This is a genomic window from Dapis hubbardiae BLCC-M172 (assembly GCF_050016015.1).
Taxonomy (GTDB): domain Bacteria; phylum Cyanobacteriota; class Cyanobacteriia; order Cyanobacteriales; family Microcoleaceae; genus Trichodesmium.
The window spans coordinates 1-23,070 of the sequence record NZ_JBNHEQ010000339.1; the positions used below are offsets into that span (position 1 = coordinate 1).

Genomic DNA, 23,070 nt, shown 5'->3' on the forward strand with positions numbered 1-23,070 from the left:
CCCATCTCCCCATCTCTCCACACTCCCGTACGGACGCCCTTATGCAACGTCCCTATCCCCACTCCCCTGCTCCCCTACTCTCAATCTATAATTTTAAATAGATCCTTTCAGGGGTTCTATACAGTTGCAACGGAGGGAGATTTCTTTTCCACCTGCTTGCGTTCCCCTTTCATCAGCATTTTTACTCCACCCGCAGGTCCTAAAGTTATTCCTCGACGTTTAGGTTTCACGGGTTGATTTTCTGCTAATTCCATCTCAAAATTAGATAATAGAGTTGCCAATACCAAACGCATCTCGAAATTTGCTAATGCCATTCCCAAACAGCGACGACTGCCACCTCCAAAAGGCAAATATTCATAAGGAGAATATTGTCGTTCTAAAAATCGCTCTGGCTTAAACTTTTTCGGTTCTGGATATAAATCTTCCCGTTGGTGAGTCAAATAAATACAACCCTGAATCATTGTACCTGCTTCCAAGTGATAACCTTGTAACTCAAGAGGTTGTTTTGTCCGACGAAAAGTTGTGAAAATTGCTACTGGATATATGCGTAAGGTTTCCTGACAAACTGCTGTCAAATAGGGTAAACGGAAAATTGTCATAGGGTCAGTATCTGCTTCTAGAGTTGCTAATTCCTGCATTAGCTTTTGATATACTTCTGGATGCTTGTATACCCAATAAACTGCCCAAGCTAGAGCTGTTGCAGTAGTTTCGTGACCTGCAACTAACATGGTCATCAACTCATCCCGAATTTCTTGGTCTGTCATACCTTGACCTTCTTCATCTTGTGCTAATAGCATTAAGGTCAGGATATCAGTACGATTTGGATCTAGTTGAGCGCGACGAGTGGCAATTTCTGCATAGAGAAGTTCATCTAGTTGTTTAAGTAGCCGCTGATATTGACCCCAAGGACTCCAAGCACCCCAATCCTTTTGCAACCAAGGCAAGAATAATAAACTAGCTCGGAGCGGGGTAGCTGTGAGTTCAAGCCAATCTGCCAATATTGACCTAATTTGTGATAACCGGGGACTATCATATAGACCAAACACAGCTTGGAGTATCACCTGCATCGTAATTTCCTGCATCAGTTTACGAGCAATAAATGTTTTACTCACTGTTAAATTGCTAGCGGCTTCTTTGGTTATGTTACAGATTAACTCACCATAGTTCCGCATTCTGTCGCCATGAAAGGGAGGCATTAATAATTTACGTTCTCGGCGGTGGCGATCGCCTGTCAAGGACAAAATTGAGTTTTCCCCAAGCATTGATTGTAAAATTGGACTACCAAAAGTTTCATACTCATTCTCATCCTTTGTTAATATCTGCTGCAAAGCTTGTGGACTACTGACTAATACTTGTACTTGTTTAGGTAAAGTAACTACGGCGGTAAAAATATCTCCATACTGCTTGGCGTATGATTCAAGAGTATTAAGGGGGTTGAGAATAAATTGAATTTTCTGGAATAGGGATGGTTTTTTTTGTCCAGGGATTGATTTCATGTTATTTACTGGTTAATTTTTAGACTATTTAGTGGCAGAAGTTAACAGTAAGCATGAGCATTTCACTCTACTGTTAACTTCATATAGCTTAACAATATATCATCATGACTTACGCACGCGCAACGAAGAAACCGGGTTGATTGCCGTGATATTGTTGTTTGAACCACGACATTTCGCTTGTCAACCCTGTTTTTGCCTAAGTTATAATCATACAACTGCAACGGAGGGAGATTTCTTTTCTACCTGCTTGCGTTCGCCTTTCATCAGCATTTTTACTCCACCAGCAGGTCCGACAATTAATCCTCGACGTTTAGGTTTTACAGGTTTATTTTCTGCTAATTCCATCTCGAAATTAGATAACAACGTTGCCAATACCACACGCATCTCGAAACTTGCTAGTGCCATTCCTAAACAACGACGACTACCACCTCCAAAAGGCAAATATTCATAAGGAGAATATTGTCGTTCTAAAAATCGCTCTGGCTTAAACTTTTTCGGTTCTGGATACAAATCTTCCCGTTGGTGAGTTAAATGGATAGAACCCTGAATCATTGTACCTGCTTCCAAGTGATAACCCTGCAACTCGACAGGTTGTTTTGTCCGACGAGGAAATGTAAACATTCCTGCCGGATATAGTCGTAAGGTTTCCTGACAAACTGCTGTCAAATAGGGTAAATGAAAAATTGTCATTGGATCAGCAGTATCTATCTCTAGGGTTTCCAACTCCTGCATCAGCTTTTGATATACTTCTGGTTGTTTGTAAATCCAATAAACGGCCCAAGCTAGAGTTGTTGCGCTAGTCTCGTAACCAGCAAACAACATGGTCATCAACTCATCCCGAATTTCTTGATCTGTCATACCTTGACCTTCTTCATCTCGTGCTAATAGCATTAAGGTAAAGATATCATTACGATCCGGATCTAGTTGAGAGCGGCGAGTAGCAATTTCTGTATACAGGAGTTCATTAAGTTTTTGTTGTTGAAGTTGATACTTACCCCAAGGACTCCAAGGACCTAAATCCTTTTGCAACCAGGGAAAAAACAATAAACTAGCTCGGACTGGAGATGCGATCATTTGAACAAAATCTCCTAAGCTTGACCTGATTTGTGATAACCGGGGGCTATCCTGTAGACCAAAAACAGCTCGAATTATCACCTGCATCGTAATTTCTTGCATTAGTTGACGCGCAATAAATGTTTTACCTTCTGTTAAATTGCTGGCTGCTTCTTTGGTAATGTTACGCATTAACTCACCATAGTTCCGCATTCTGTCTCCATGAAAGGGAGGCATTAATAATTTGCGTTCTTGGCGGTGGCGATCGCCTTCTAGCACAATCATTGATTTCTCCCCTAGCAAAGATTTCAAAATCATATTACTGGGGGCTTCATACTGATTCTTTTTAGTCAATACCTCTTTTTGAGCTTCTGGACTACTTACATACACTGTAGCGGAATTACTTAAACCAGCTTGTAACATGAAGATATCTCCATATTTTTGAGCGCAGGTTTCCATTGTTTGAACTGGGTCTAAAGTCCATTGCATTTGTTGTACAATGGCTGGTGTTTTTGGTCCAGGGATTGATTTCATGTTAGTTAATGGTAAATTTTTGGACTATTTAGTGACAGAAGTTAACAGTAAGCATGAGCATTTCACTCTACTGTTAACTTCATATAGTTTAACAATATATCATCATGACTTACGCACGCGCAACCAATAAACCGGGTTTATTGCCGTGATATTGTTGTTTGAACCACGACATTTCGCTTATAAACCCTGTTTTTGCCTAAGTTATAATCATGCAACTGCAACGGAGGGAGATTTCTTTTCTACCTGCTTGTATTCCCCTTTCATCAGCATTTTTACTCCAGTTGAAGTCCCTAAAGTAAATCCTCTACGTTGGGGTTTCACAGGCTGATTATCTGCCAATTCCATCTCAAAATTAGACAACAGCGTCGCCAATACCAAACGCATCTCAAAATTTGCTAGTGCTGTACCAATACAGCGACGTTGACCTCCTCCAAACGGCAAATATTCATAGGGAGAAAACTGCCTCTCTAAAAATCGCTCTGGCTTAAACTTTTTTGGTTCTGGATACAGGTCCTCTCGGTGATGAGTCAAATAAATAGAACCGTGAAGATTTGTACCAGTTTCCAATTGATAACCATTCAACTCCACAGTTTTTTTTGTCTGACGTAGGAATGTAGACATTACCGGTGGATATATACGTAAGGTTTCTTGGCAAACTGCTGTGAGATAGGGTAAACGGAAAATTGTCATTGGGTCAGTATCCGCTTCTACAGTTGCCAATTCCTGCATTAGGTTTTGATATACTTCTGGCTGCCTGTGGAGCCAATAAATTGCCCAAGTCAAACCTGTTGCAGTGGTTTCGTGACCAGAAAATAACAGTGTCAATAACTCATCCCGAATTTCTTGGTCAGTCATACCTTGACCTTCTTCATCCTGCGCTAATAGCATGAGAGTTAGGATATCAGTACAATTCGGATCGAGTTGAGCGCGGCGAGTAGCAATTTCTGCATAGAGGAGTTCATCAAGTTTTTGTTGTTGACGCTGATACTTACCCCAAGGACTCCAAGGGCCTAAATCCTTTTGCAACCAGGGAAAGAATAATATACTAGCTCGAAGCGGGTCAGCCGTAAATTGAATCCAATCTGTCAACATCGACCTGATTTCTAATAACTGGGGGCTATCATATAAACCAAAGACAACCTGGAGTAATACTTGCATCGTAATTTCTTCCATTAGTTTACGCGCGATAAATATTTTACCTACTACTAATTTACTCGCCGTTTCTTGGGTGATGTTACGGATTAACTCTGCATAGTTACGCATTCTATCCCCATGAAGGGGTGGCATGAGTAGTTTACGTTCTCGGCGGTGGCGATCGCCTTCTAAGGCAAATATTGAGTTTCCTCCAAACAATGGTTTGAGAGGTTTCGGACCAGGAACCTCATACTCATTTCCATCATCTTTTGTCAATAATTGCTGTAGCTCTTTTGGGTTGTTTACTATTACTGCTTTACCTATATCAGCTACCATGGTAAAAATATCTCCATACTTCTTGGCATTCGATTCAAAAGTCTTAAGGGGGTTGAGAATAAATTGAATTTTCTGGAACAGAGTTGGTGTTTTTGGTCCCGGGATTGATTTCATGTTATTTACTGGTTAATTTTTAGACTATTTAGTGGCAGAAGTTAACAGTAAGCATGAGCATTTCACTCTACTGTTAACTTCATATAGTTTAACAATATATTATCAGGACTTACGCACGCGCAACCAAGAAACCGGGTTTATTGCCGTGATATTGTTGTTTGAACCACGACATTTCGCTTATCAACCCGGTTTATGCCTAAGTTATAATCATACAGTTGCAACCGAGGCAGATTTCTTTTCTACCTGCTTGCGTTCCCCTTTCATCAGCATTTTTATACCACCCGCTGGTCCTAAAGTCAATCCTCGACGTTGGGGTTTCACAGGTCGATTTTCTGCTAATTCCATCTCAAAATGAGACATTAATGTTGCCAATACCAAACGCATCTCGAAATTTGCTAATGCCATTCCCAGACAACGACGACTACCACCTCCAAAAGGCAAATATTCATAAGGAGAAAATTTTCGCTCCAAAAACCGTTCTGGCTTAAACTTGTTTGGTTCTGGATATAAATCTTCCCGTCGGTGAGTCAAATAAATACAACCATTAATCATTGTACCTGCTTCCAACTGATAACCCTGCAACTCTACAGGTTTTGTTGGTACGCGAGGAAATGTTAGCATTCCCACTGGATATATTCGCAAGGTTTCCTGACAAACTGCTGTCAAATAGGGTAAACGGAAAATTGTCATGGGTTCGACATCCGTTTCCATAGTTTCCAACTCTTCCGTTAACTTCTGATATACTTCTGGTTGTTTGTGAACCCAATAAACTGCCCAAGCAAGAGCTGTTGCTGTAGTTTCGTGACCAGCAATTAACATGGTCATCAGCTCATCGCGGATTTCTTGGTTGCTCATCTCTTGGCCTTCCTCATCTCGTGCCAACAGCATCAATGTGAGAATATCAGTACGATTTGGATCTAGTTGACCGCGACGTTCATTAATTTCTGCATATAGGAGTTCATCCAGTCGTTGCATTTTACGTTGATATCGACCCCAAGGACTCCAAGGACCTAAATCATGTTGTAAAAATGGGAAAAATATTATAGTCGAACGCAATGGTGAAGCAGTGAGTTCTAGAAAATTTGCTAATATAGATTTGATTTCTGAGAGTCGGGGGCTATCATATAAACCAAAAACTGCTTGCAGTATTACTTGCAGAGTAATTTTTTGCATTAGTTGACGGGCAATGAATTTTTCACCTATGGGTAATTCTTTGGCAGTTTGCTTAGTCAGGTTACAGATTAATTCTCCATAGTTCCTCATTCTGTCGCCGTGAAAAGGAGGCATTAATAGTTTGCGCTCTCGACGGTGGCGGTCGCCTTCTAACAAAATCATTGATTTTTCCCCAAACATTGATTTTAAAATTGGGCTAGCTGGAGCATTATATTCATTATTATCTTTTGTCAATATCTCCTGTATAGCTTCTGGGTTACTCAGATACACTAGAGGTTGACCACCTACGCCGATTTTTAATTGGAAGATATCTCCATATTTTTTAACACAGGTTTCCATTGTTTGAACTGGGTTTAAAATCCATTGCATTCGTTGTACCATGGCTGGTGTTTTGGGTCCTTTGATTGATTTCATGTTAGTTAATGGTGAATTTTTAGACTATTTAATGTTGGAAGTTAACAGGAGAGTGAAAAATTCAAACTACTGTTAACTTCCTTCAGTTTAACAATATTTTATAGAAGCCATTTGGTATCTCCAAAAAATAGGTTCTCAGGAGAATTAATTGATACACTCAGGGGTAATAATTGATTTGATGATGGGATGATATAGAATCCGGATAATTACTATAGCCTGCGTCATTGCGACTTACACTCCGTGGAAGGTTTGCGGAGCATTCCGGAACAGATAGCAATCTCAGGGGTGCGCGGAGATTGCTTCCTATCGTCGATAGGGACGACTATTCAACCGCTATATGAGTGGGAGATATTTAATACACCCCATCACCCCATCACCCCATCACCCCATCACCCCATCACCCCATCACCCCATCACCCCATCTCCCTACCTCCCCCTCTACTTTTAAATAGCTCCCTTCAGGGGTTCTATACAGTTGCCACAGAAGGAGATTTTGTTTCTACCTGCATACGTTTTCCAGTCATAACCATTTTCACTCCACCTGCTGGAGCTAAAGTTACAGCGCGACGTTCTGTTTTGATTGGTTGTTTCTCTACTAATACTAAATTATAGTTTCTCAGAATAGTTGCTAATACCAATTTCATGTCAAACATGGCAAATGCTGCTCCTATACAACGTCGGTTACTACCGCCAAAAGGTAAAAATTCGTAAGCAGAGTATTGACGTTCTAAAAATCGTTCTGGTTTAAATTTTTTGGGTTCCGGATACAAATCTTCTCGGTGATGAGTTAGATAAATACAGGGAGTTAAAATTATTCCTGGTGGATATGTTTGACCCATTATTGTTATTGGTGATTTTGCTTCTCGTGGAGAAGCTAATTCTAACACTGGATAAATACGCAGGGTTTCACTACAAACTGCATTCATATAGGGCAACTTAATAACTGTCATTGGGTCTGGAGCATCCCCAAGAGTTGCCAATTCTTGTAATAGCTTATGACAAATTTCTGGTTGGTGGTGAATCCAGTAAAAAGCCCAAGCTAATGCTGTTGCTGTGGTTTCATGTCCTGCTAAGAGTAAGGTCATCAACTCATCCCGCAATTCTATATCGCTCATACCTTCCCCTGCTTCATCCCGCGCTAACAAAAGCATTGTCAAAATGTCAGAGCTTTCAGTATCTAGTTTTTGACGACGTTCAGAAATTTCTGCACACAATAACTCGTAAATCTCTTCCCTTTCTTTGATAAATTTTCCCCACGGACTGCTTCATAAAACCGATATAAAACGTCATAAAAAGTGACATTTTCATGTTTACTTCCTGCTTCCACCGGAACTGTCGGCAGCACTCCGTCCACAGGCATTAACGGTCAAGCCGACCGCATCTCTCAAATTAATACTGGCGTTTAAATCTCTATCTATTGATAACCCACAGTCAGGACAGTTATAAGTTCTAAGGTGTAGGGGCATATCTTGGACGTGACCGCAGTTAGAGCAAGTTTTTGATGACGGGAAAAATCTATCAACAACTACTAGCTCAGAGCCGTACCACTGAGTTTTATATTCAAGCTGTCGCCTGAATTCATAAAATCACTATCTGCTAACTGATTTTAGCTAGTTTGTGATTTGCTAACATTCCAGAGACATTAAGGTCTTCAATAGCAACAGTGCCGTGGTTCTTGGCTAAATGTGTTGTCAATTTATGAAGCGAGTCTTTACGGATGTTAGCTACTCGCCTATGTAGGCTAGCTATCTTCAGTTGTGCTTTTTGCCAGTTAGCTGAACCAATCTTTTTATGACGATTTAGGTATTGCAGCCTAGACAACTTAGCTTCAAATTTCTGATACGATTTCACACTTTCAAATACTTTTCCATCACTTAAAGTAGCTAAGGTTTTTATACCTAAATCTACACCTATGATATCAGTTGTTTTCGGTGTGTTTATGGCATTAAATTCATAGCTACAACTGAGATACCAATCCGAAGCTTGCCTACTAATTGTTATTTTTTTAGTTGTTGCTTCAATCGGTTCATAAGTTTTTACCCATCCAATAAAAGGTAATTTATGATTCCATCCATTTAATTCTATTGGTTTTCCAGAATTATCAATTGTGAATGAATTTGACCTACCTTTTTTCTTAAACTTTGGGTATTGTCCTAACCCTTTAAAGAATCTTTTGAAGGCTTCACCTAAGTTTCGGAAAGCATATTGGTAAACTTTAGATGACAAGTTTTTCATCCAAGGATATAAAGGTTTTGTCTGGTTAGTAAAAACTTCTCTAATTATACGAATATTAGGCTTATAACCAGCCAGGGGCGCAGCATTCCACAAACTTAACCCCAATTATAACACCAACGTGAGTAGCCTACGTGTTGAGCCATCAGAGTTTTCTGCTTGTTATTAAGTTTGAGCTTGGTTCTAATGGATTTCATTTACTTGTGTTTTGTATGCGCAGCAAACAGAGTCTGTCTAATAGTATGCTTTATTACTTATAATATCGCTATTCTTTGATTAAGTCAATGCTCCCACCAGTGGTAGCAAATATTTATTACCGGAACCACAGTCAAACTGTTTTGGGTTAGTCTTGAAAATTTCCTCAATGGCCTTTGGATGGCTAATCAATACAATTGGTTCATTCAATTTTACTTGAAATGTGTCGCCATATTCTTTTGCACATTTTTCCATAAATGTCAAGGGTTGGGCCACCCACTGGAGGATTTGAATCAAAGCCGGAGATTTTGGACCTGGCAGTTGTATCATTGCTATATTCTTAATTTAGTTATCTTTTGGATTTTTTGATTATTGTAACTATTAATTTTTTTGATTGCCTAGAACTTGAACAACATTGCCTAGACTTATTAATCCCTCAAGTAAAATCAATTAACATCGATCCCCGTAGATGTTAAATTATTATTAAGCTGAAATAAAAACAGAAAGATATAGGAAAATTGCCATGACTGCAACAACCCCAAAACCAACAACAGTCCCAGATTTTTGCGAAGGTATCCAATATTTCGGAGAAGCTTGGCCTGATTTTGAAACCCACGGCAAAACACCAGCAATAGCAGAAGGTAGTAAAGCGATCGCCTCACCAAGCGACCCTACTGGGGTATATCAAACCCTTCTCTACGCCGACGCCCTCCGTTACCTAATGCTACAAGTGACAGGTAGTAAAGCATCAGGACACCCTGGTGGTTTTGCCAGTCAAGCTGAAGCTTATGCAGCCTTAGTTATGTTAGGCTACAAAAATATTCTCACAGAAGTCGGACACCACGCTCCCGGATTTTATAGCGCCGTATTTCTCGATCGCTCCCTAGAAGATATGGAAATCTTCACAGTCCAACAAATGCGCGATCGCTTCCGGGAAATGCACGGACTTCTCGGACACCTATCTGGCTGTATTCCTGGATTACTTAACCCCGCTGGGCCACTGGGACAAGGGCAACATTTCGCTATGGCAGCAGCATTATTACATCGCGACACCCTATTCCCTTTCACTTTGGGAGACGGTGGTCTGGGAGAACCCTATCCAGTCAGCAGTATGGCGCACTTTAACACTGCCTATCCTGATGTCACTAACTTTTTACCTATTTTAGTGTGGAACGGTTATAGTCAAGAACATCACAGCATGGTCTCCACTAAAACTAATGAAGAAATGATTGCCTACTGGAAAGGCAACGGTTTTGCGGAAGTAATATTGGTAGATGCTAAAGACTTCGACGACCAAAACCAACCAGGCGACTATATTGATAGCAGCGCCTTCTCCTTAGAAAAGCGTCTGGAATTTACCAAAGCAGTATTAGAAAATGTTGACAAAGCAGCAAAATCTGCTCTTGGTGGCAAACTGACGATTTTTATTATCAAACAACTCAAAGGTGCAGGAGTTCACGCCAGAGGTTCAAAATCTCACAACCTCTATCCGAAAGACACCCTCGATAGTCCCCAAATTATGAACGCTCTCAAGGAACGCGCTCTACCAGTAGAAGGTTGGGAGTTAGTACGGAAAAATTGCGAACGTGCTGGTGGCGGTCCTGCTTCTAAAACTGTTGTCACGGAATTTGAGTACCCACTAGCAGAATTAGGTCAACTACCTTTAGAAGAATATGCTGTTGGTGGAGACCCCAAAGTTGCGACAACTGCAATGGGAGCATTAATAGCTCATGTCGGTCAAAAAGACCCTCATTTCTTAATTACTAATGCTGATGGTAACGCTGCATCAGGTATTAATAATATTAACCAAGCATTGAAAATTATTCACCCTACCACCGACGACATTTATTTCCAAGGTCCGAAAGGTCAGGTTTACGAACCTTTGAGTGAAGATGCTTGTGCTGGAATGGCAGCGGGTTTAGCATTAATGGGAGCGCGGACAGTTTGGTGTTCTTATGAATCTTTTGCTATTAACGGCGTACCTATTTGGCAAACTGTTACTCAAGCAATGGCAGAATTACGTCATCTCACCCCTTCGACTATTACATTATTTACTGCGGGTGCATTGGAACAGGGGCGTAATGGTTGGACACACCAACGTCCGGAAATTGAAGCTTATTTTGCAGCGATGATGCGAAATGGGAATGTATTCGCTCTATTCCCACCCGATGCTAATAGTATTCAAGTTTGTTATGACTGGGCGCTGACGACTAAGAATAAGGGTGTGACTATTACTGCTAGCAAGTCACCATTACCTATTCGCACTACTTTTGAACAGACAAGACAAGGTTTACAAGATGGTGCTGTTGTTCTTGAAGAGGTAGCAGGAGATCAGACTGTTGTGTTTGCAGTGGTGGGAGATATGCCATTAATTCCAGTATTTGAAGCTGCTGCTGCTTTGGAAGCTGAGGGTATTGGGGTGCGCATCGTTTCTGTGATGAACCCCCGGCGTTTGTATCGTCCCCAGGATACAGGTTGGGATACTTGTTCTGAAGCTGATGGCGGATTTTTGGATGATGCTGGTTTTGAGAAGTTATTCGGCGGTGATGCTTTAATAGGTGTGACTGGTGGCGCTAGTTTGATGTTGGAACCAATTATGTTACGGAGTCAGGTTAAGCGGGATACCTTTGCTTGGCGTCGTGGCGAGACTGCTTCTAGTGCTGCTCAGGTGATGGCTTTTAATGGTATAACTGCTGAAGCTTTGACTAAGCGAGCGATCGAATTGGTACATTAAATGAGTTAAGCTGAGTCGTATTGGGGTGACATAGCTAAAATCGTGCAATAGTAGGGGCGGGTTTGAGCTAGAATTTTAATGTTTACTCTCAGATTTACATAAACCCGCCCTAATGCACACCCATTAGTTGTGTCATTCTAGTAGGTTGGGTTTTGCTACGCGAAATTTAAAGCGACAGCACAACCCAACAACCTAACACCAATTTCAGCAAATTTTGCTTGGTTTTCTTGTTCTTTTAAACGTTTTCGGGAAGAAGTACAGAAAAGGTACAATGATGTGGTAAAATTGACTTCAACTGAATTTGCCGATAAAACCTTAAATAGCATTCAACCTTGGATCGAACGTTACGAACAAGGATATATGCAATGGGGAATTTTACACTTCCGTTTGTTGGAGAAAGATTGATGACAAAATCCTGAAACCCTTTGATATTATACTGTTCCCTGTTCCATATTCCCTATTCCCTAGCGCTATAACCGATAACTGAAATGACTATTTACTTTTTTGATGAAACAGAACAGCCTTATGGTTGTTTTTCCAATTTTTCCCCCCACGGTTTTGAACTTGATGGACTCTGGTGGCCAACCTCAGAGCATTATTTCCAAGCCCAAAAATTTGTGGGGACTCAGCATCTCGAAGAAATTAGATTAGCTAAAACTCCCGCCGATGCTGCTAAAATGGGACGAGAGCGTAGTCGTCCCCTCCGCAAAGACTGGGAGGAAATTAAAGAGGATGTGATGGAGCGAGGTTTACTTTGTAAGTTTCAAACTCATAAAGATATTGGCGAAATTCTTCTGAGTACGGGGGATGAGTTAATAGTAGAAAATGCGCCTCAAGATTATTATTGGGGATGTGGTAAAGATGGGAGTGGGAAAAATCGTTTGGGAGAAATATTGATGAAAGTGCGTACTCTATTGCATAATTTGTGAAGACAAGAAAAATCATAATTCAATTTCTTAAAAATCTACATCAGAGGTATTTATGGATCAACTACCATTTCCAGAAATAATTAAATCATTGCCACAGTTGACAGATCTTGTAGCTGCCGAGCAGCCTGATAGCCGACAGATAGTTTATCATTTGGAAACGGATAAGGTAGATATTTATTATGCCACATATGAAGCAGGGATAACCACTGATTTTCATAGCCATACAACTGATAACTTTGGGGTAGTTACTGAGGGAGGATTTACATTGATAATGGATGGTCAAGAACAAAGCTTTGGAGTGGGAGATTGGTACTATATTCCGGCCAATAAAATGCATGCGGCTAGATTTGATGAAGACACTGTAGACGTAGAATTTCGGTTGAAAGAAAATAATTGAAAAATAGCCCATAGACATCTCCAACAATGATCAAAATTTTGTAATTCCTAGCATAAAAGTTAGTTAATCGAAATGTCTGGTGGCTCAAAAAAAACAGGTAATATCTTGTCAAAAAAGTTTAAATATCATAAATCACTATGGCAAAATACACACTCTATTGGAATCCTCTAACTTCATCTTTTGCACCCCATGCAGTTCTCGAAGAAATTGGGGTGGATTATGAAACGCATTTGGTGGATATTGAAGCAGGAGAACATAAAACTGAAAACTTCCTCAAGGTGAATCCAAATGGTTTGTTGCCAGCTTTGTTGTTAGGCAATAGACATACTATGTACGAATGTGCTGGTATTGTAATGTATCTCGCAGACAAACATCCGGAAGCAGCTCTTTCTCCATCAGTTTCCGATCCAGATCGCCATCTGTTTAACCAGTGGCTTTTTTATATGTCAAGCATGATTTATCAAACTTATACACGTTACTATTATTGGGAACGTTTCTCCACCGATCCTGCTGATGCACCCAAAATTCGCGAAAAAGCAGCCCAGGATCTAAAGTCTCGTTGGCAAACAATTGATGATGCCTTAAAAGATAAACCTTGGTTAATTGGCGATAGATTTAGTGCTTGCGATATCTATATGCAAATGATGACAATATGGCATATTCCAGACGAACTATACGATCCAACTTCATCCCCATTACCCCCAGAGTCATTCTTTAATCAGTTTAAAAACATTATCAGAACTGCGACAAAAGTTGCCCAACGCCCTGCTTTGCAAAAGATTATTGCTCTTTACCCCTCAAAAGGTTATTTAAGTTCCAAAGCACATCAAAGTAAATAAGTGAAAAAGATTCTGTTTATATTTCACAAACCTACCACTAATCCTGGTCCTGTCGGAAAAATCCTGAAACAACGGGGTTATGAACTTGATGTTCGAGTCCTAAACGAAGGATATCAATTACCCTCTACAATGAATGAGTATGAGGCAGCTATTAGTTTTGGTGGTTCTATGAGTGCCAACGATAGCGAAACTTTACCATTTATTAGAACTGAATTAGATTGGATTCCTAAATTTATTGAATCAGGTAAGCCTTTCCTTGGTATTTGTCTTGGCGCTCAATTATTGGCAAAAGCATTAGGTGCAAAAGTCACACGACATTCTGAAGCTAGGGTGGAAATAGGTTATCACCCGATTATACCTACCCTAGCTGGAAGTAAGTATTTTAACTCCAAGCTGTATTTTTATCACTGGAATGGAGAAGGCTTTGAGTTACCTTCAAATGCAGTAAAACTTGCTTCAGGGGAGATGTTTGAAAATCAGGCATTTCGCTATGGTGAGAACGCCTATGGCGTCCAATTTCACCCAGAAATGTCAAAAATGGTTTTGGAAGAGTGGGCAGCTACAACAGATTCAGAAACAGAACAAAAATTAAAATTACCTGGAGCGCAATCATGGGAGGAGCAAATTGACAAACATTTACAGTATGCACCTGTTGTAGAAAATTGGCTAGAACGATTTTTTTCTCTTTGGTTGAACCTAGAAACAAGCTCAAACCTAAGTTAATTAAAATTGGATTATCGGCTCTAAAACTTTTGATTTTTTTGGTATAAAATACTTTTAGATATTACTGATATATTAAGGTATAAAGCCTATCCATTCATGGATAAATAAAGAAGAAAAATTCCTTGAGTTCCAATCCTTCTATTACAGAAGAGGTAATTAATAATTATTAATTATTAATTATTAATTATTAATTATTAATTGTTAATTGTTGAAAATGCCCTCACCCTTCCCTGGAATGAATCCCTATTTAGAAGATTCAGCCTATTGGTCAAGTTGACATCATTGGCTAATTACGGAAATTTCTCGCTTATTAAACCACAAAGTTAGCCCCTAAATATGTAGTTGCGGTGGAAGTGCGAATCTATGAAACCAGTGGAGAAAAATCTACACTTATTGGTATTCCTGATAATATAATTGCTAAAAGTTCTGAGACTTCCATCAAATCTCCTGAGTCTAATTTAGCTGTTGCAGCGCCTTCTACTCAACCTTTAACCATAGAACTTGCTCTTGCAGAAACAATTAAACAAGGATATCTAGAAGTTAGGAGAGTTGGCACGGGAGAAGTTGTTACGGAAATTGAAATTATTTCCCCTATCAATAAAAATACAGGAGAAGGTCGGATAAAATACGAAAAAAAACGTCAGCAGATTTTAAGTAGCTACACAAATTTTGTAGAAATAGATTTGCTACCTCAAGGTAATTCAATGATTACCTTAAATCAAAATATAGAACATGATTATTGCATTTTAGTCAGTCCTAGTAATCAACGTCCTCAAGCATATCTCTATACTTTTAAGATTCAAGATATGATTCCTGTTTTTACTTTGCCTCTACTTCCAGAAGATTCAGAAATTATTCTAGATTTACAAAGTATTTTACATCAAGTTTACGACCAAGGACGCTATGATTTAATAATTGACTATCAACAAAAAATTATTCCTGCTTTATCAAAAACTGATACAATTTGGGCAGAAAATATCTTGAACAAACAAGGATTAAGATAAATTTGTACTAAAACTTGAACTGGGGAAACTGACCGTCTAAAAGTATGAAGCTAAAATTGACTTTACCTATCTATACTCTGGTACTCCTAAAGATAACTCAAGCAATCAAAAAATCAGCTATTTTTACAAAATCAAATTAGGCAGTAGATTAGTAATAATGTATAAAACTCAAGCAACAGATACAACCATAGAAACTGAAAAAATTTGGTTCGACCTCATAGGAAAAATACCCATAGAAACCAGAATAATGCAATATCACAGGGCATCCATTCAATCTCAAGAAATTTGGTGGAATTTATTTAAACAACAACATGATAATCTAACAAATAAACAACTAAAAATAGAGTATATCAAATTAAAACTAGGAGAGCAATATTGCTCAATAAATAAACTGATTAACACAGATTTTATGATTGCTTCTGAAATTGATTTAGCCCTGAACCTTGGTGAAATATTAGATAATTTAAACATTCCTTACTACTTAAGTAGTGGTCTTGCTAGTTCCTTTTGGGGAGAACGGAGACAAACAGAAGATGCTGATATTGCAATTATTTTAGAACCAGATAAAGTAGAACAATTAATAACAGCGTTATCAACAGAATTTTATCTGAGTGAAACTGCTATAGATGATGCTCTGAGAGGTCGGACTAATAGCTTTAATGTCATTCATACAGCATCAGCTATCAAAGCAGATATTTATCCTATTAAACAGTCTAATGATTTTGAGTTATCGGCTATGTCTCGCCGAAAACAAGTTCAACTTTTTTCGGGGGAGAAATCTATTTATATTACTTCTCCTGAAGATATTATTTTACATAAATTAAGATGGTACAAAATTGCAGATAATTACTCTCAAAAACAATGGCGCGATATTTTGGGTGTGATTAAAGCCAGACGCAAAATATTAGATTTTGACTATTTGAGGTTGTGGAGCAGTCAGCTCAAACTAACTCCAGAATTAGACAAAGCTTTGGATGAAACTACTTTAGCTTAATTATTTTCCCAAGTATTGAGACTTGGTTTAAAAGCAAGTCTTCTGTAGAAACTAAATCTAGCTTATCTAGCTGTATTTTAGGGTAAAATAAATCATCAATAAAATTTAGCTAAAATTATTTATACAGTTTTAGCTAAAATTATTTATACAGTTCTCTAGTTCAGTAAATTGTAATGACAACAACTCTAGCTACTCCCGATACTTCTTTAGCAACTATTCAAGCTGCTTTACCCATCGATCCACAACCTTATATTGTAGCCGATCGCCCCACCGGATTAGTTGTAGTAGATGTACTTAATGGTTTTTGTACTGTTGGGTTTGGCCCATTAGCACCCCAAGAACCAGATGAACAAATTGCTACAATGGTGTCGGAAAGCGATCGCCTAGCTCGAACTTTTGTCGAAAGAGGTTGGCCAGTATTAGCCTTCCTAGATACCCACGAACCAGGTAAACCAGAACCCCCTTATCCTCCACATTGTGAAAAGGGTACTGGAGAAGAAGAACTTGTTCCTGAACTTAAATGGTTACACGATAACTCCCTAGCAACATTGGTTCCCAAAGACTGCATCAATGGATTTATCGGTTCCATTGACGTTGATACTCAAAGTAATGTATTGTTGAACTGGATTAATAATAATAAGCTGGAGAGCCTAGTTGTAGTAGGAATTTGTACTGATATCTGTGTAATGGACTTCGTTGTTACTATTCTGTCAGTCCGCAATCATGGTTTAGTACCTACTTTAAAAGATGTTGCTGTATATGATAAAGGTTGTGCTACTTTTGACCTGACAGCAGAAATGGCTGCCGAGCAAGGTTTACCCAAAACCGCTATTCATCCACAGAAAGTATCTCACCATGTAGGGTTATATACAATGGCTGAACGTGGTGCATTTATTGCTTCTACTATTAATTTAGAGGTTAATTAACATTATAAAAGCAGGATTTTCAATTTAATAATACTGAATTTTTAGACCTCAACTCAAATCCTGCTTTTCTCAAGATCAGGGAAGTGAATAATTTTAAAAGCTCTGTTGAGAAAATCAGGGTCAAAATAGCAACGTACTTTGAAAATAGAGGATAAAAAATTTATGAATACTCGATTAGCAATTGTCACAGGTGCCGGTGGTGCTGTTGGAGGTTCCTACCTCAAACATTTTTTAAAAGCAGAAAATACAAAATGTGTCGCTCTTTCCCGGAGCAATTTAGAAGCAACCGAAGTTATCCAATTTAAAGTCGATCTGCTAGATGAAAACAAAACTAGGGAAGCTATTGAACAATTAGACCTTAGTGGAATTTCCGATCTCATACTGGTACATGGCGTAGGTAAATTCAAGTATGAAGATTTAGAATCTCTGCCCCACCTCAACCAAGATCCGCACAAAATAGATAATGAAGTATTCTCATCAAACTACCATACTTTTGTCAACGTTGTCAATCCCTTGGTAGAAAAACTTACTAAAGAACATCAGGGCGGGCAGAAAATAACCCTCGCCCTTTGTGGTTTTGGTTCTATTAGTGATAAATATAAAATCCCGTTTTGGCGTTCTTATACCTATGCTAAAGATACTTTACGCCAATATATCAAAGATTTAGCCAAGTCAGAAGAGTGGAAAGGATTAATTCGGGGACGTTTTATTAATGTTAGTACCACAGATACAGGTAATGAAAATAAATTACGTCCTAATGTAACAGTTGAAGAAAAACAATATTGGTTAAAACCTGAAAAAATTGTAGCTCAATCTATGCCAGTTATTGAAAGTTTACAACCTTTATGGCAAGAAATAGATGTTTATGAAATTTTGCCAGGATTTAATCCAGAAGAATATTACAACGACTATCAGACTATTAAACAAAAATGGGAGCGTCAGATGGGTTTGGTAAATGCTTGATCTAGACTTTGACTTTTACTCATTAGAAAATCAGCGACCAATTAGGAAAAAGTTTTAGTATTTGTGGGTGAAGTATTACCGAAAAATTAAGGTATAAAATCTCTCTATTCATGGAGCGAAAAGAAAAAAAATTCCTTTTAGCCAATCCTCTTCTTATCAAGAAGAGGTAATTATTAATTATTAATTATTTAATAGGTTTTCGTGACTCCTCAATCATACGATAATTACTTGGACTCTATACTAAGATAAATTTTGTTTTAAGTATGGCCACAAGCACCTTGGGTTGAATTAAATTAGTAATGGCAATTTATTTTTACTAAACTACGATGAGCCATATAACTTAAATTTATCAAGACGATTATTTCATAAAAGAAAAAAAGTATAAAATAAAGTAGCTGAATCAGAAGAAATCAATTATAATATCTCTAATATTTAACTGTTGGAAGCAACATTTTTTTATACCCCATCCTGAATTTGGATATGGGGGATATTGTTGTAATTATAGCTATAGCAATTAAAACTCATCTATATCAGTAGTCAATTTTTTTGTTTTTCTTATCTTGCCTTGCTTTCAAGATGGGTTAATTACTTAACTTTGACACAAACAAACTGCTATATCTGCTTGAATCATCTCCGGCATAGATATTGCTCATAAAAATTGTACACCAAGTTATTCTATATCAAAACATACTTTTACGAATGCCAAGATTAAAATCTCCAAGTATTTCTCCCCACTTTGACGTTATAGTAGTAGGTTCGGGTGCAGCAGGACTTTATGCGGCCCTTTGTTTACCTACTCATCTCCGAGTCGCCTTAGTTACTAAAAATACCATAAACATGGGTTCAAGTAACTATGCTCAGGGAGGTATTGCTGCTGCTGTTGACCCATCCGATAATCCATTCTTACACCTAGAAGATACCCTTAAAGCTGGTGTGGGTTTGTGTGACTATGAAGCAGTAAAATTTATGGTGGAGAATGCTGCGGAGGCGATCGCTCATCTAGTAGAAATGGGAGTTGCCTTCGACCGCAAAGGAGAAAAACTGGCAATGACTTTAGAAGCTGCTCACTCCCGCCCCCGCGTACTTCATTCCGCAGATACCACAGGTCGAGCTATTATTGATACACTTGTCGCTAAAGTTCTAGAACGTCCAAACATTCAGGTTATTTCCCAAGCAATAGCATTAAATTTGTGGTTAGCTCCACAAAAAGATCGGGTTCAAGGTATTAGTCTTCTCCATCAAAGCAAAATTCAGTGGTTAAAATCTTCTGTAGTTGTTCTCGCCACAGGTGGGGGCGGTCAAATATTTGCCCAAACTACTAACCCAGAAGTCAGTACCGGAGATGGAACTGCTATTGCGTGGCGTGCAGGGGCAATTTTACGAGACTTAGAATTTTTCCAATTTCATCCTACTGCTTTGACTAAACCAGGCGCTCCTCATTTTTTGATTAGCGAAGCAGTGCGAGGGGAGGGAGCGCATCTTATTGATGAAAAAGGTTATCGTTTTGCTTTTGACTATCATGCTGCTGGAGAATTAGCTCCCAGGGATGTTGTCAGTAGAGCTATTTTTCACCACTTGCACAAAACCTCTAGCGACCCTACTAATGCTCATGTATATTTAGATTTGCGACCAATTGGCCCAGAGCGTATTCGCTACAGATTTCCTAATATTATCAATGTCTGTCAACAATGGGGTATTGATGTTTTTCAAGAACCTATTCCAGTCTCTCCAGCAGCTCATTATTGGATGGGAGGAGTTGCTTGTGACTTAATGAGTCAAACTTCTATTCGCGGACTTTATGCCATTGGAGAAACAGCAAGTACAGGAGTTCACGGTGCAAACCGTTTGGCTAGTAATTCTTTGTTAGAATGTTTAGTATTTGCGGCTCAACTATCTCAGATTGAAATTGAGCCAAATTTGGTAGCACGAGATTCTGATATCTCTCAGGTAAACTCTGACTGGAATAGGGAGATGGAACAGATAGAGGCGATCCGGCAAATGTTACCAAGTTTGATGTGGGAAAGTGCAGGAATTTCTCGTCAAGGAGAGTTATTAAATCAGGCACTATATCAAGTTAATCGCTGGCGAGATAGTTTGGCAAGTTTGGAGATAGTTAAATTTTTAGCTAATCTCTTGCCTAATCAGACGATCGAATTAAATCCTACTAATGCTGAACAGCAATTGCGAACGGTTGCAGAAACACTAAATCTGATAGACCTGGGTTATTTAATTCTCAAAAGTGCTCTATCCCGCGTTGAAAGTAGAGGCGGACATTATCGTAGTGATTATCCAAAAACTTCTAATAATTGGAATTTACATACTTTGATGCAGGGCGATCGCTTGTGGAAGTCACCAACCCAGATTAAATCTGAACGCTTGAAAATCAAAAGTATAGGTAGTTGAAGTGTAAATATCTGATAAACTTGCCTAAATTTAGGTACTGGTTACGAGCAGCAATACTCTTAGGACTTACGCAGAAACCGCGTTGATAGACGAAATTTCGTGGTTTGAAAAACAATAATCAGGGTAAACCCGGTTTCTGGTTAACGTAAATCTGTAACCATCTTTCTGAAATACCAGTTATATCATGTTCGGATAATCAGTTATAAACAGGACTTACGCAAAATATGAGAATATACACCATCTGTAAGGGCGAATGGCATTCGCCCTTACTAGATATGGCGGTTATGCGTAAGTCCTGATAAATAAAGATTAGTTTGTAGTTGGGCTTTAGCCCGCTAAATATCTATCTGGGCTAAAGCCCAACAAAAGAGCCTAATTATTAAGTATTCAAGCGAACATGATATTATTCTAGCGTTTCGGCTTGAATAGTTATAATTTAAAGCTCGTAGTAGGGCTAAAGCCCTACTACAAACAAAAATTTTTTTATCACGCTCTTATCCGGACATGATATTAGTGGTTATAGCTGCCACTAGGCTCCGCCAACGTTTTACCTGACAAAATTTACAAACAGTCTCTAAGCTGACTTATGCCAATAATCTCCCTGAATCAGGGTATGCAATTGCCAATCAGCAGAAGTTTGAGAATAATCGCTGCGGTAATGTCCGCCTCTACTTTCAGTGCGCCAAGCAGCACTTTTCAACATTAAATAAGCAACATCCATCAGATTGAAAGTTTCCGCAGCCAGTCTCAGGTTTTGTTCAGCCCGATCAGAGTCTAATTGCACTGTTTGGTTTGGTGTCGCCTTGAGTAAGTATCCCACAATATTCAAATCAGTTAGTTGAGAACGCCAAATATGCAGTTGTGATATCCCATCTTCAAGTATTGCTTGAGAGCGAGAAATACCAGCACTTTGCCACATCAGTTTGGGTAAATTTTCTCTGATTGACTTAACCTTCTCCATCTCATTATTCCAATCCTGTTGTTCCATCTTTATAGGGATAGATGGATATCCAGGATCGTCATCATCATTAATCTGAGGGTGAACCGTTAGCTGAGACAATTGAGCAGCAAAAACAATACATTCTAGTAGGGAATTACTCGCTAAACGATTAGCACCATGCACCCCTGTACTCGCAGTCTCACCGATAGCATATAGGCCACCGATTGAGGTACAACTCTCCAAATTTGTAGCAACTCCCCCCATAAAATAATGAGCCACAGGAGCAATAGGAATAGGTTGTGTAAACAAATCAATGCCCCACTGTTGACACGCTTGAATAATACTAGGAAAACGCTCTCGCATCCTCTGGGCTTTTATGGGTCGCAAATCCAGGTAAACACAATAGGGATCGGGTTGTGTTTTCTGTAAGTGACTGAAAATCGCCCTACTGACTACATCCCTCGGTGCCAATTCTCCACTAGGATGATAATCAAAAGCAAAACGCTCCCCTTGGGAATCGACTAAATGCGCTCCTTCCCCTCGCACAATCTCAGTAACCAAAAACCGTGGAATTCCACCTACTGTTAATGCCGTCGGGTGAAATTGGAAAAACTCTGGGTCTCGGATTAAAGCTCCTGCACGCCAAGCCAGAGCAATACCATCTCCAGTGCTGACTGTAGGGTTTGTGGTGTGGCAAAAAACTTGACCGCAGCCACCAGTAGCTAAGACTACTGCTGCAGCTCTAATCCAGCGTATAGACCCCTGATTGAGGACACTTACCCCCTGACAATTTCCTGTCACTTGATTGAGCCACAAACTCAAGGCAAACGCTTGGGAAAACACTTGGATGTTTTCGCGTTCCAAAACTTGAGCCGTGAGTGTATCAATCAGCACTTTTCCGGTGGTTTCACCAGAATGGAGGACACGGGGGCGTGAGTGTGCTGCTTCTAACTCTTGGGCAAGTTTCTGACCTTTGCGGTCAAAAGTTACTCCCATCTCTAGAAGGGACTCGATCGCCCCAGGAGCAAGATCGGTTAAAAGTTTTACTGCTTCTGGTTCGCAAATACCTGCACCAGCTTTGAGGGTATCTTCCCAGTGTGACAGGGGTGTATCAGCAGGATCGATCGCTGCAGCAATACCTCGTGCCCAACTACTTGCTCCTGTTTTCAGAGCATCTTTGGTAATTAAGCCCACTTGGAGGTGGTTAGGCAAACACAAAGCAGCATAAAGTCCTGCTGCACCAGAGCCAATAATTAGGACATCAAACTTGGAGGGAATAGTTGGCATTTTCATTAATTGATAATTGATAATTACCTCTGGTTAAAACCGTAGGGGAATTGAATATAAGGAAATATTATTTCTTCTCTTGGTCGATTGGATATGGCGTTTAGCGTTCCGCACAACTTCGTTAACGGCTGTCACCGACATGAAAAGCGGAGCGGCTGTGAAAGAGCGGGAGACCTCGCCATCCCATCCTAAGGTCATGCTCCGCAAACAACCGCTTTTTTCCCTTAAAAGGGGAGGCTTTCAACCTGAA

Annotated in this window: 17 protein-coding genes and 1 pseudogene; 10 read left to right on the top strand and 8 right to left on the bottom strand. The window is 39.4% G+C overall.

Features of this window, described 5'->3' with window-relative positions; genetic code table 11:
• Window positions 1-116: 116 nt before the first annotated feature.
• From ACP6PK_RS31380 to ACP6PK_RS31410, 7 genes and pseudogenes are all read right to left on the bottom strand, one after another.
• On the bottom strand, window positions 117-1,496 hold the full coding sequence (locus ACP6PK_RS31380; RefSeq protein WP_426565688.1) for a cytochrome P450: 1,380 nt from the start codon (window positions 1,494-1,496) through the stop codon (window positions 117-119).
• A 207-nt stretch (window positions 1,497-1,703) separates the two neighbouring features.
• A complete protein-coding gene (locus ACP6PK_RS31385) occupies window positions 1,704-3,083 on the bottom strand; it encodes a cytochrome P450 (protein WP_426565690.1) in 1,380 nt (459 codons plus the stop codon).
• Between the two features lie 207 nt (window positions 3,084-3,290).
• Window positions 3,291-4,667, bottom strand: a complete 1,377-nt coding sequence (locus ACP6PK_RS31390) for a cytochrome P450 (RefSeq protein WP_426565692.1) — start codon at window positions 4,665-4,667, stop codon at window positions 3,291-3,293.
• 207 nt (window positions 4,668-4,874) lie between these two features.
• Window positions 4,875-6,254 carry a cytochrome P450 gene (locus tag ACP6PK_RS31395; protein ID WP_426565694.1) on the bottom strand — a complete coding sequence of 460 codons (1,380 nt, stop codon included), beginning with the start codon at window positions 6,252-6,254 and terminating at the stop codon, window positions 4,875-4,877.
• 467 nt (window positions 6,255-6,721) lie between these two features.
• Complete coding sequence (locus ACP6PK_RS31400; protein ID WP_426565746.1) at window positions 6,722-7,498, bottom strand: cytochrome P450; 777 nt, start codon at window positions 7,496-7,498, stop codon at window positions 6,722-6,724.
• Window positions 7,499-7,564: 66 nt separating this feature from the next.
• Window positions 7,565-8,683 (bottom strand): annotated as a pseudogene (locus ACP6PK_RS31405) (RNA-guided endonuclease InsQ/TnpB family protein).
• A gap of 79 nt (window positions 8,684-8,762) precedes the next feature.
• Complete coding sequence (locus ACP6PK_RS31410; protein WP_426565696.1) at window positions 8,763-9,011, bottom strand: cytochrome P450; 249 nt, start codon at window positions 9,009-9,011, stop codon at window positions 8,763-8,765.
• Window positions 9,012-9,204: 193 nt separating this feature from the next.
• Between ACP6PK_RS31410 and ACP6PK_RS31415 the strand changes: the two genes are divergently transcribed.
• The 10 genes from ACP6PK_RS31415 (at window position 9,205) to nadB (ACP6PK_RS31460) (ending at window position 20,593) form a co-directional block, all read left to right on the top strand.
• Complete coding sequence (locus tag ACP6PK_RS31415; RefSeq protein ID WP_094676784.1) at window positions 9,205-11,415, top strand: phosphoketolase family protein; 2,211 nt, start codon at window positions 9,205-9,207, stop codon at window positions 11,413-11,415.
• Window positions 11,416-11,903: 488 nt separating this feature from the next.
• Window positions 11,904-12,344 (top strand): NADAR family protein, encoded by a 441-nt coding sequence (locus ACP6PK_RS31420; protein ID WP_426565698.1) that lies wholly within the window; start codon window positions 11,904-11,906, stop codon window positions 12,342-12,344.
• Window positions 12,345-12,396: 52 nt separating this feature from the next.
• Window positions 12,397-12,741, top strand: coding sequence for a cupin domain-containing protein (locus tag ACP6PK_RS31425; RefSeq protein WP_426565700.1), 345 nt, complete (start codon window positions 12,397-12,399; stop codon window positions 12,739-12,741).
• 137 nt (window positions 12,742-12,878) lie between these two features.
• Window positions 12,879-13,580, top strand: coding sequence for a glutathione S-transferase family protein (locus ACP6PK_RS31430; protein ID WP_426565702.1), 702 nt, complete (start codon window positions 12,879-12,881; stop codon window positions 13,578-13,580).
• The gene (locus tag ACP6PK_RS31435) at window positions 13,581-14,303 is read left to right on the top strand and encodes a glutamine amidotransferase-related protein (RefSeq protein ID WP_426565704.1); all 723 of its coding nucleotides are present in this window, start codon (window positions 13,581-13,583) and stop codon (window positions 14,301-14,303) included. It begins immediately after the preceding gene.
• A gap of 353 nt (window positions 14,304-14,656) precedes the next feature.
• Window positions 14,657-15,307 carry a DUF4058 family protein gene (locus tag ACP6PK_RS31440; RefSeq protein ID WP_426565706.1) on the top strand — a complete coding sequence of 217 codons (651 nt, stop codon included), beginning with the start codon at window positions 14,657-14,659 and terminating at the stop codon, window positions 15,305-15,307.
• A 157-nt stretch (window positions 15,308-15,464) separates the two neighbouring features.
• On the top strand, window positions 15,465-16,301 hold the full coding sequence (locus ACP6PK_RS31445) for a hypothetical protein (RefSeq protein WP_426565708.1): 837 nt from the start codon (window positions 15,465-15,467) through the stop codon (window positions 16,299-16,301).
• A 173-nt stretch (window positions 16,302-16,474) separates the two neighbouring features.
• Entirely contained in the window at window positions 16,475-17,227 is a 753-nt protein-coding gene (locus ACP6PK_RS31450; protein WP_426565710.1) for an isochorismatase family protein, read from the top strand.
• Window positions 17,228-17,389: 162 nt separating this feature from the next.
• The gene (locus ACP6PK_RS31455; protein WP_426565712.1) at window positions 17,390-18,190 is read left to right on the top strand and encodes an SDR family NAD(P)-dependent oxidoreductase; all 801 of its coding nucleotides are present in this window, start codon (window positions 17,390-17,392) and stop codon (window positions 18,188-18,190) included.
• 699 nt (window positions 18,191-18,889) lie between these two features.
• Window positions 18,890-20,593 carry an L-aspartate oxidase gene (nadB, locus tag ACP6PK_RS31460; protein ID WP_426565714.1) on the top strand — a complete coding sequence of 568 codons (1,704 nt, stop codon included), beginning with the start codon at window positions 18,890-18,892 and terminating at the stop codon, window positions 20,591-20,593.
• A gap of 574 nt (window positions 20,594-21,167) precedes the next feature.
• On the opposite strand, the gene nadB (ACP6PK_RS31465) is transcribed toward nadB (ACP6PK_RS31460), so the two are convergent.
• A complete protein-coding gene (gene nadB / locus ACP6PK_RS31465; protein ID WP_426565716.1) occupies window positions 21,168-22,826 on the bottom strand; it encodes an L-aspartate oxidase in 1,659 nt (552 codons plus the stop codon).
• Window positions 22,827-23,070: the final 244 nt, after the last annotated feature.

Excerpts from the sequence above, each read along its gene's own strand:
- ACP6PK_RS31380 (WP_426565688.1), bottom strand. The coding sequence starts at position 1,496 with ATGAAATCAATCCCTGGACAAAAAAAACCATCCCTATTCCAGAAAATT.
- ACP6PK_RS31385 (WP_426565690.1), bottom strand. The coding sequence starts at position 3,083 with ATGAAATCAATCCCTGGACCAAAAACACCAGCCATTGTACAACAAATG.
- ACP6PK_RS31390 (WP_426565692.1), bottom strand. The coding sequence starts at position 4,667 with ATGAAATCAATCCCGGGACCAAAAACACCAACTCTGTTCCAGAAAATT.
- ACP6PK_RS31395 (WP_426565694.1), bottom strand. The coding sequence starts at position 6,254 with ATGAAATCAATCAAAGGACCCAAAACACCAGCCATGGTACAACGAATG.
- ACP6PK_RS31410 (WP_426565696.1), bottom strand. The coding sequence starts at position 9,011 with ATGATACAACTGCCAGGTCCAAAATCTCCGGCTTTGATTCAAATCCTC.
- ACP6PK_RS31415 (WP_094676784.1), top strand. The coding sequence starts at position 9,205 with ATGACTGCAACAACCCCAAAACCAACAACAGTCCCAGATTTTTGCGAA.
- ACP6PK_RS31420 (WP_426565698.1), top strand. The coding sequence starts at position 11,904 with ATGACTATTTACTTTTTTGATGAAACAGAACAGCCTTATGGTTGTTTT.
- ACP6PK_RS31425 (WP_426565700.1), top strand. The coding sequence starts at position 12,397 with ATGGATCAACTACCATTTCCAGAAATAATTAAATCATTGCCACAGTTG.
- ACP6PK_RS31430 (WP_426565702.1), top strand. The coding sequence starts at position 12,879 with ATGGCAAAATACACACTCTATTGGAATCCTCTAACTTCATCTTTTGCA.
- ACP6PK_RS31445 (WP_426565708.1), top strand. The coding sequence starts at position 15,465 with ATGTATAAAACTCAAGCAACAGATACAACCATAGAAACTGAAAAAATT.
- ACP6PK_RS31450 (WP_426565710.1), top strand. The coding sequence starts at position 16,475 with ATGACAACAACTCTAGCTACTCCCGATACTTCTTTAGCAACTATTCAA.
- ACP6PK_RS31455 (WP_426565712.1), top strand. The coding sequence starts at position 17,390 with ATGAATACTCGATTAGCAATTGTCACAGGTGCCGGTGGTGCTGTTGGA.
- nadB (WP_426565714.1), top strand. The coding sequence starts at position 18,890 with ATGCCAAGATTAAAATCTCCAAGTATTTCTCCCCACTTTGACGTTATA.
- nadB (WP_426565716.1), bottom strand. The coding sequence starts at position 22,826 with ATGAAAATGCCAACTATTCCCTCCAAGTTTGATGTCCTAATTATTGGC.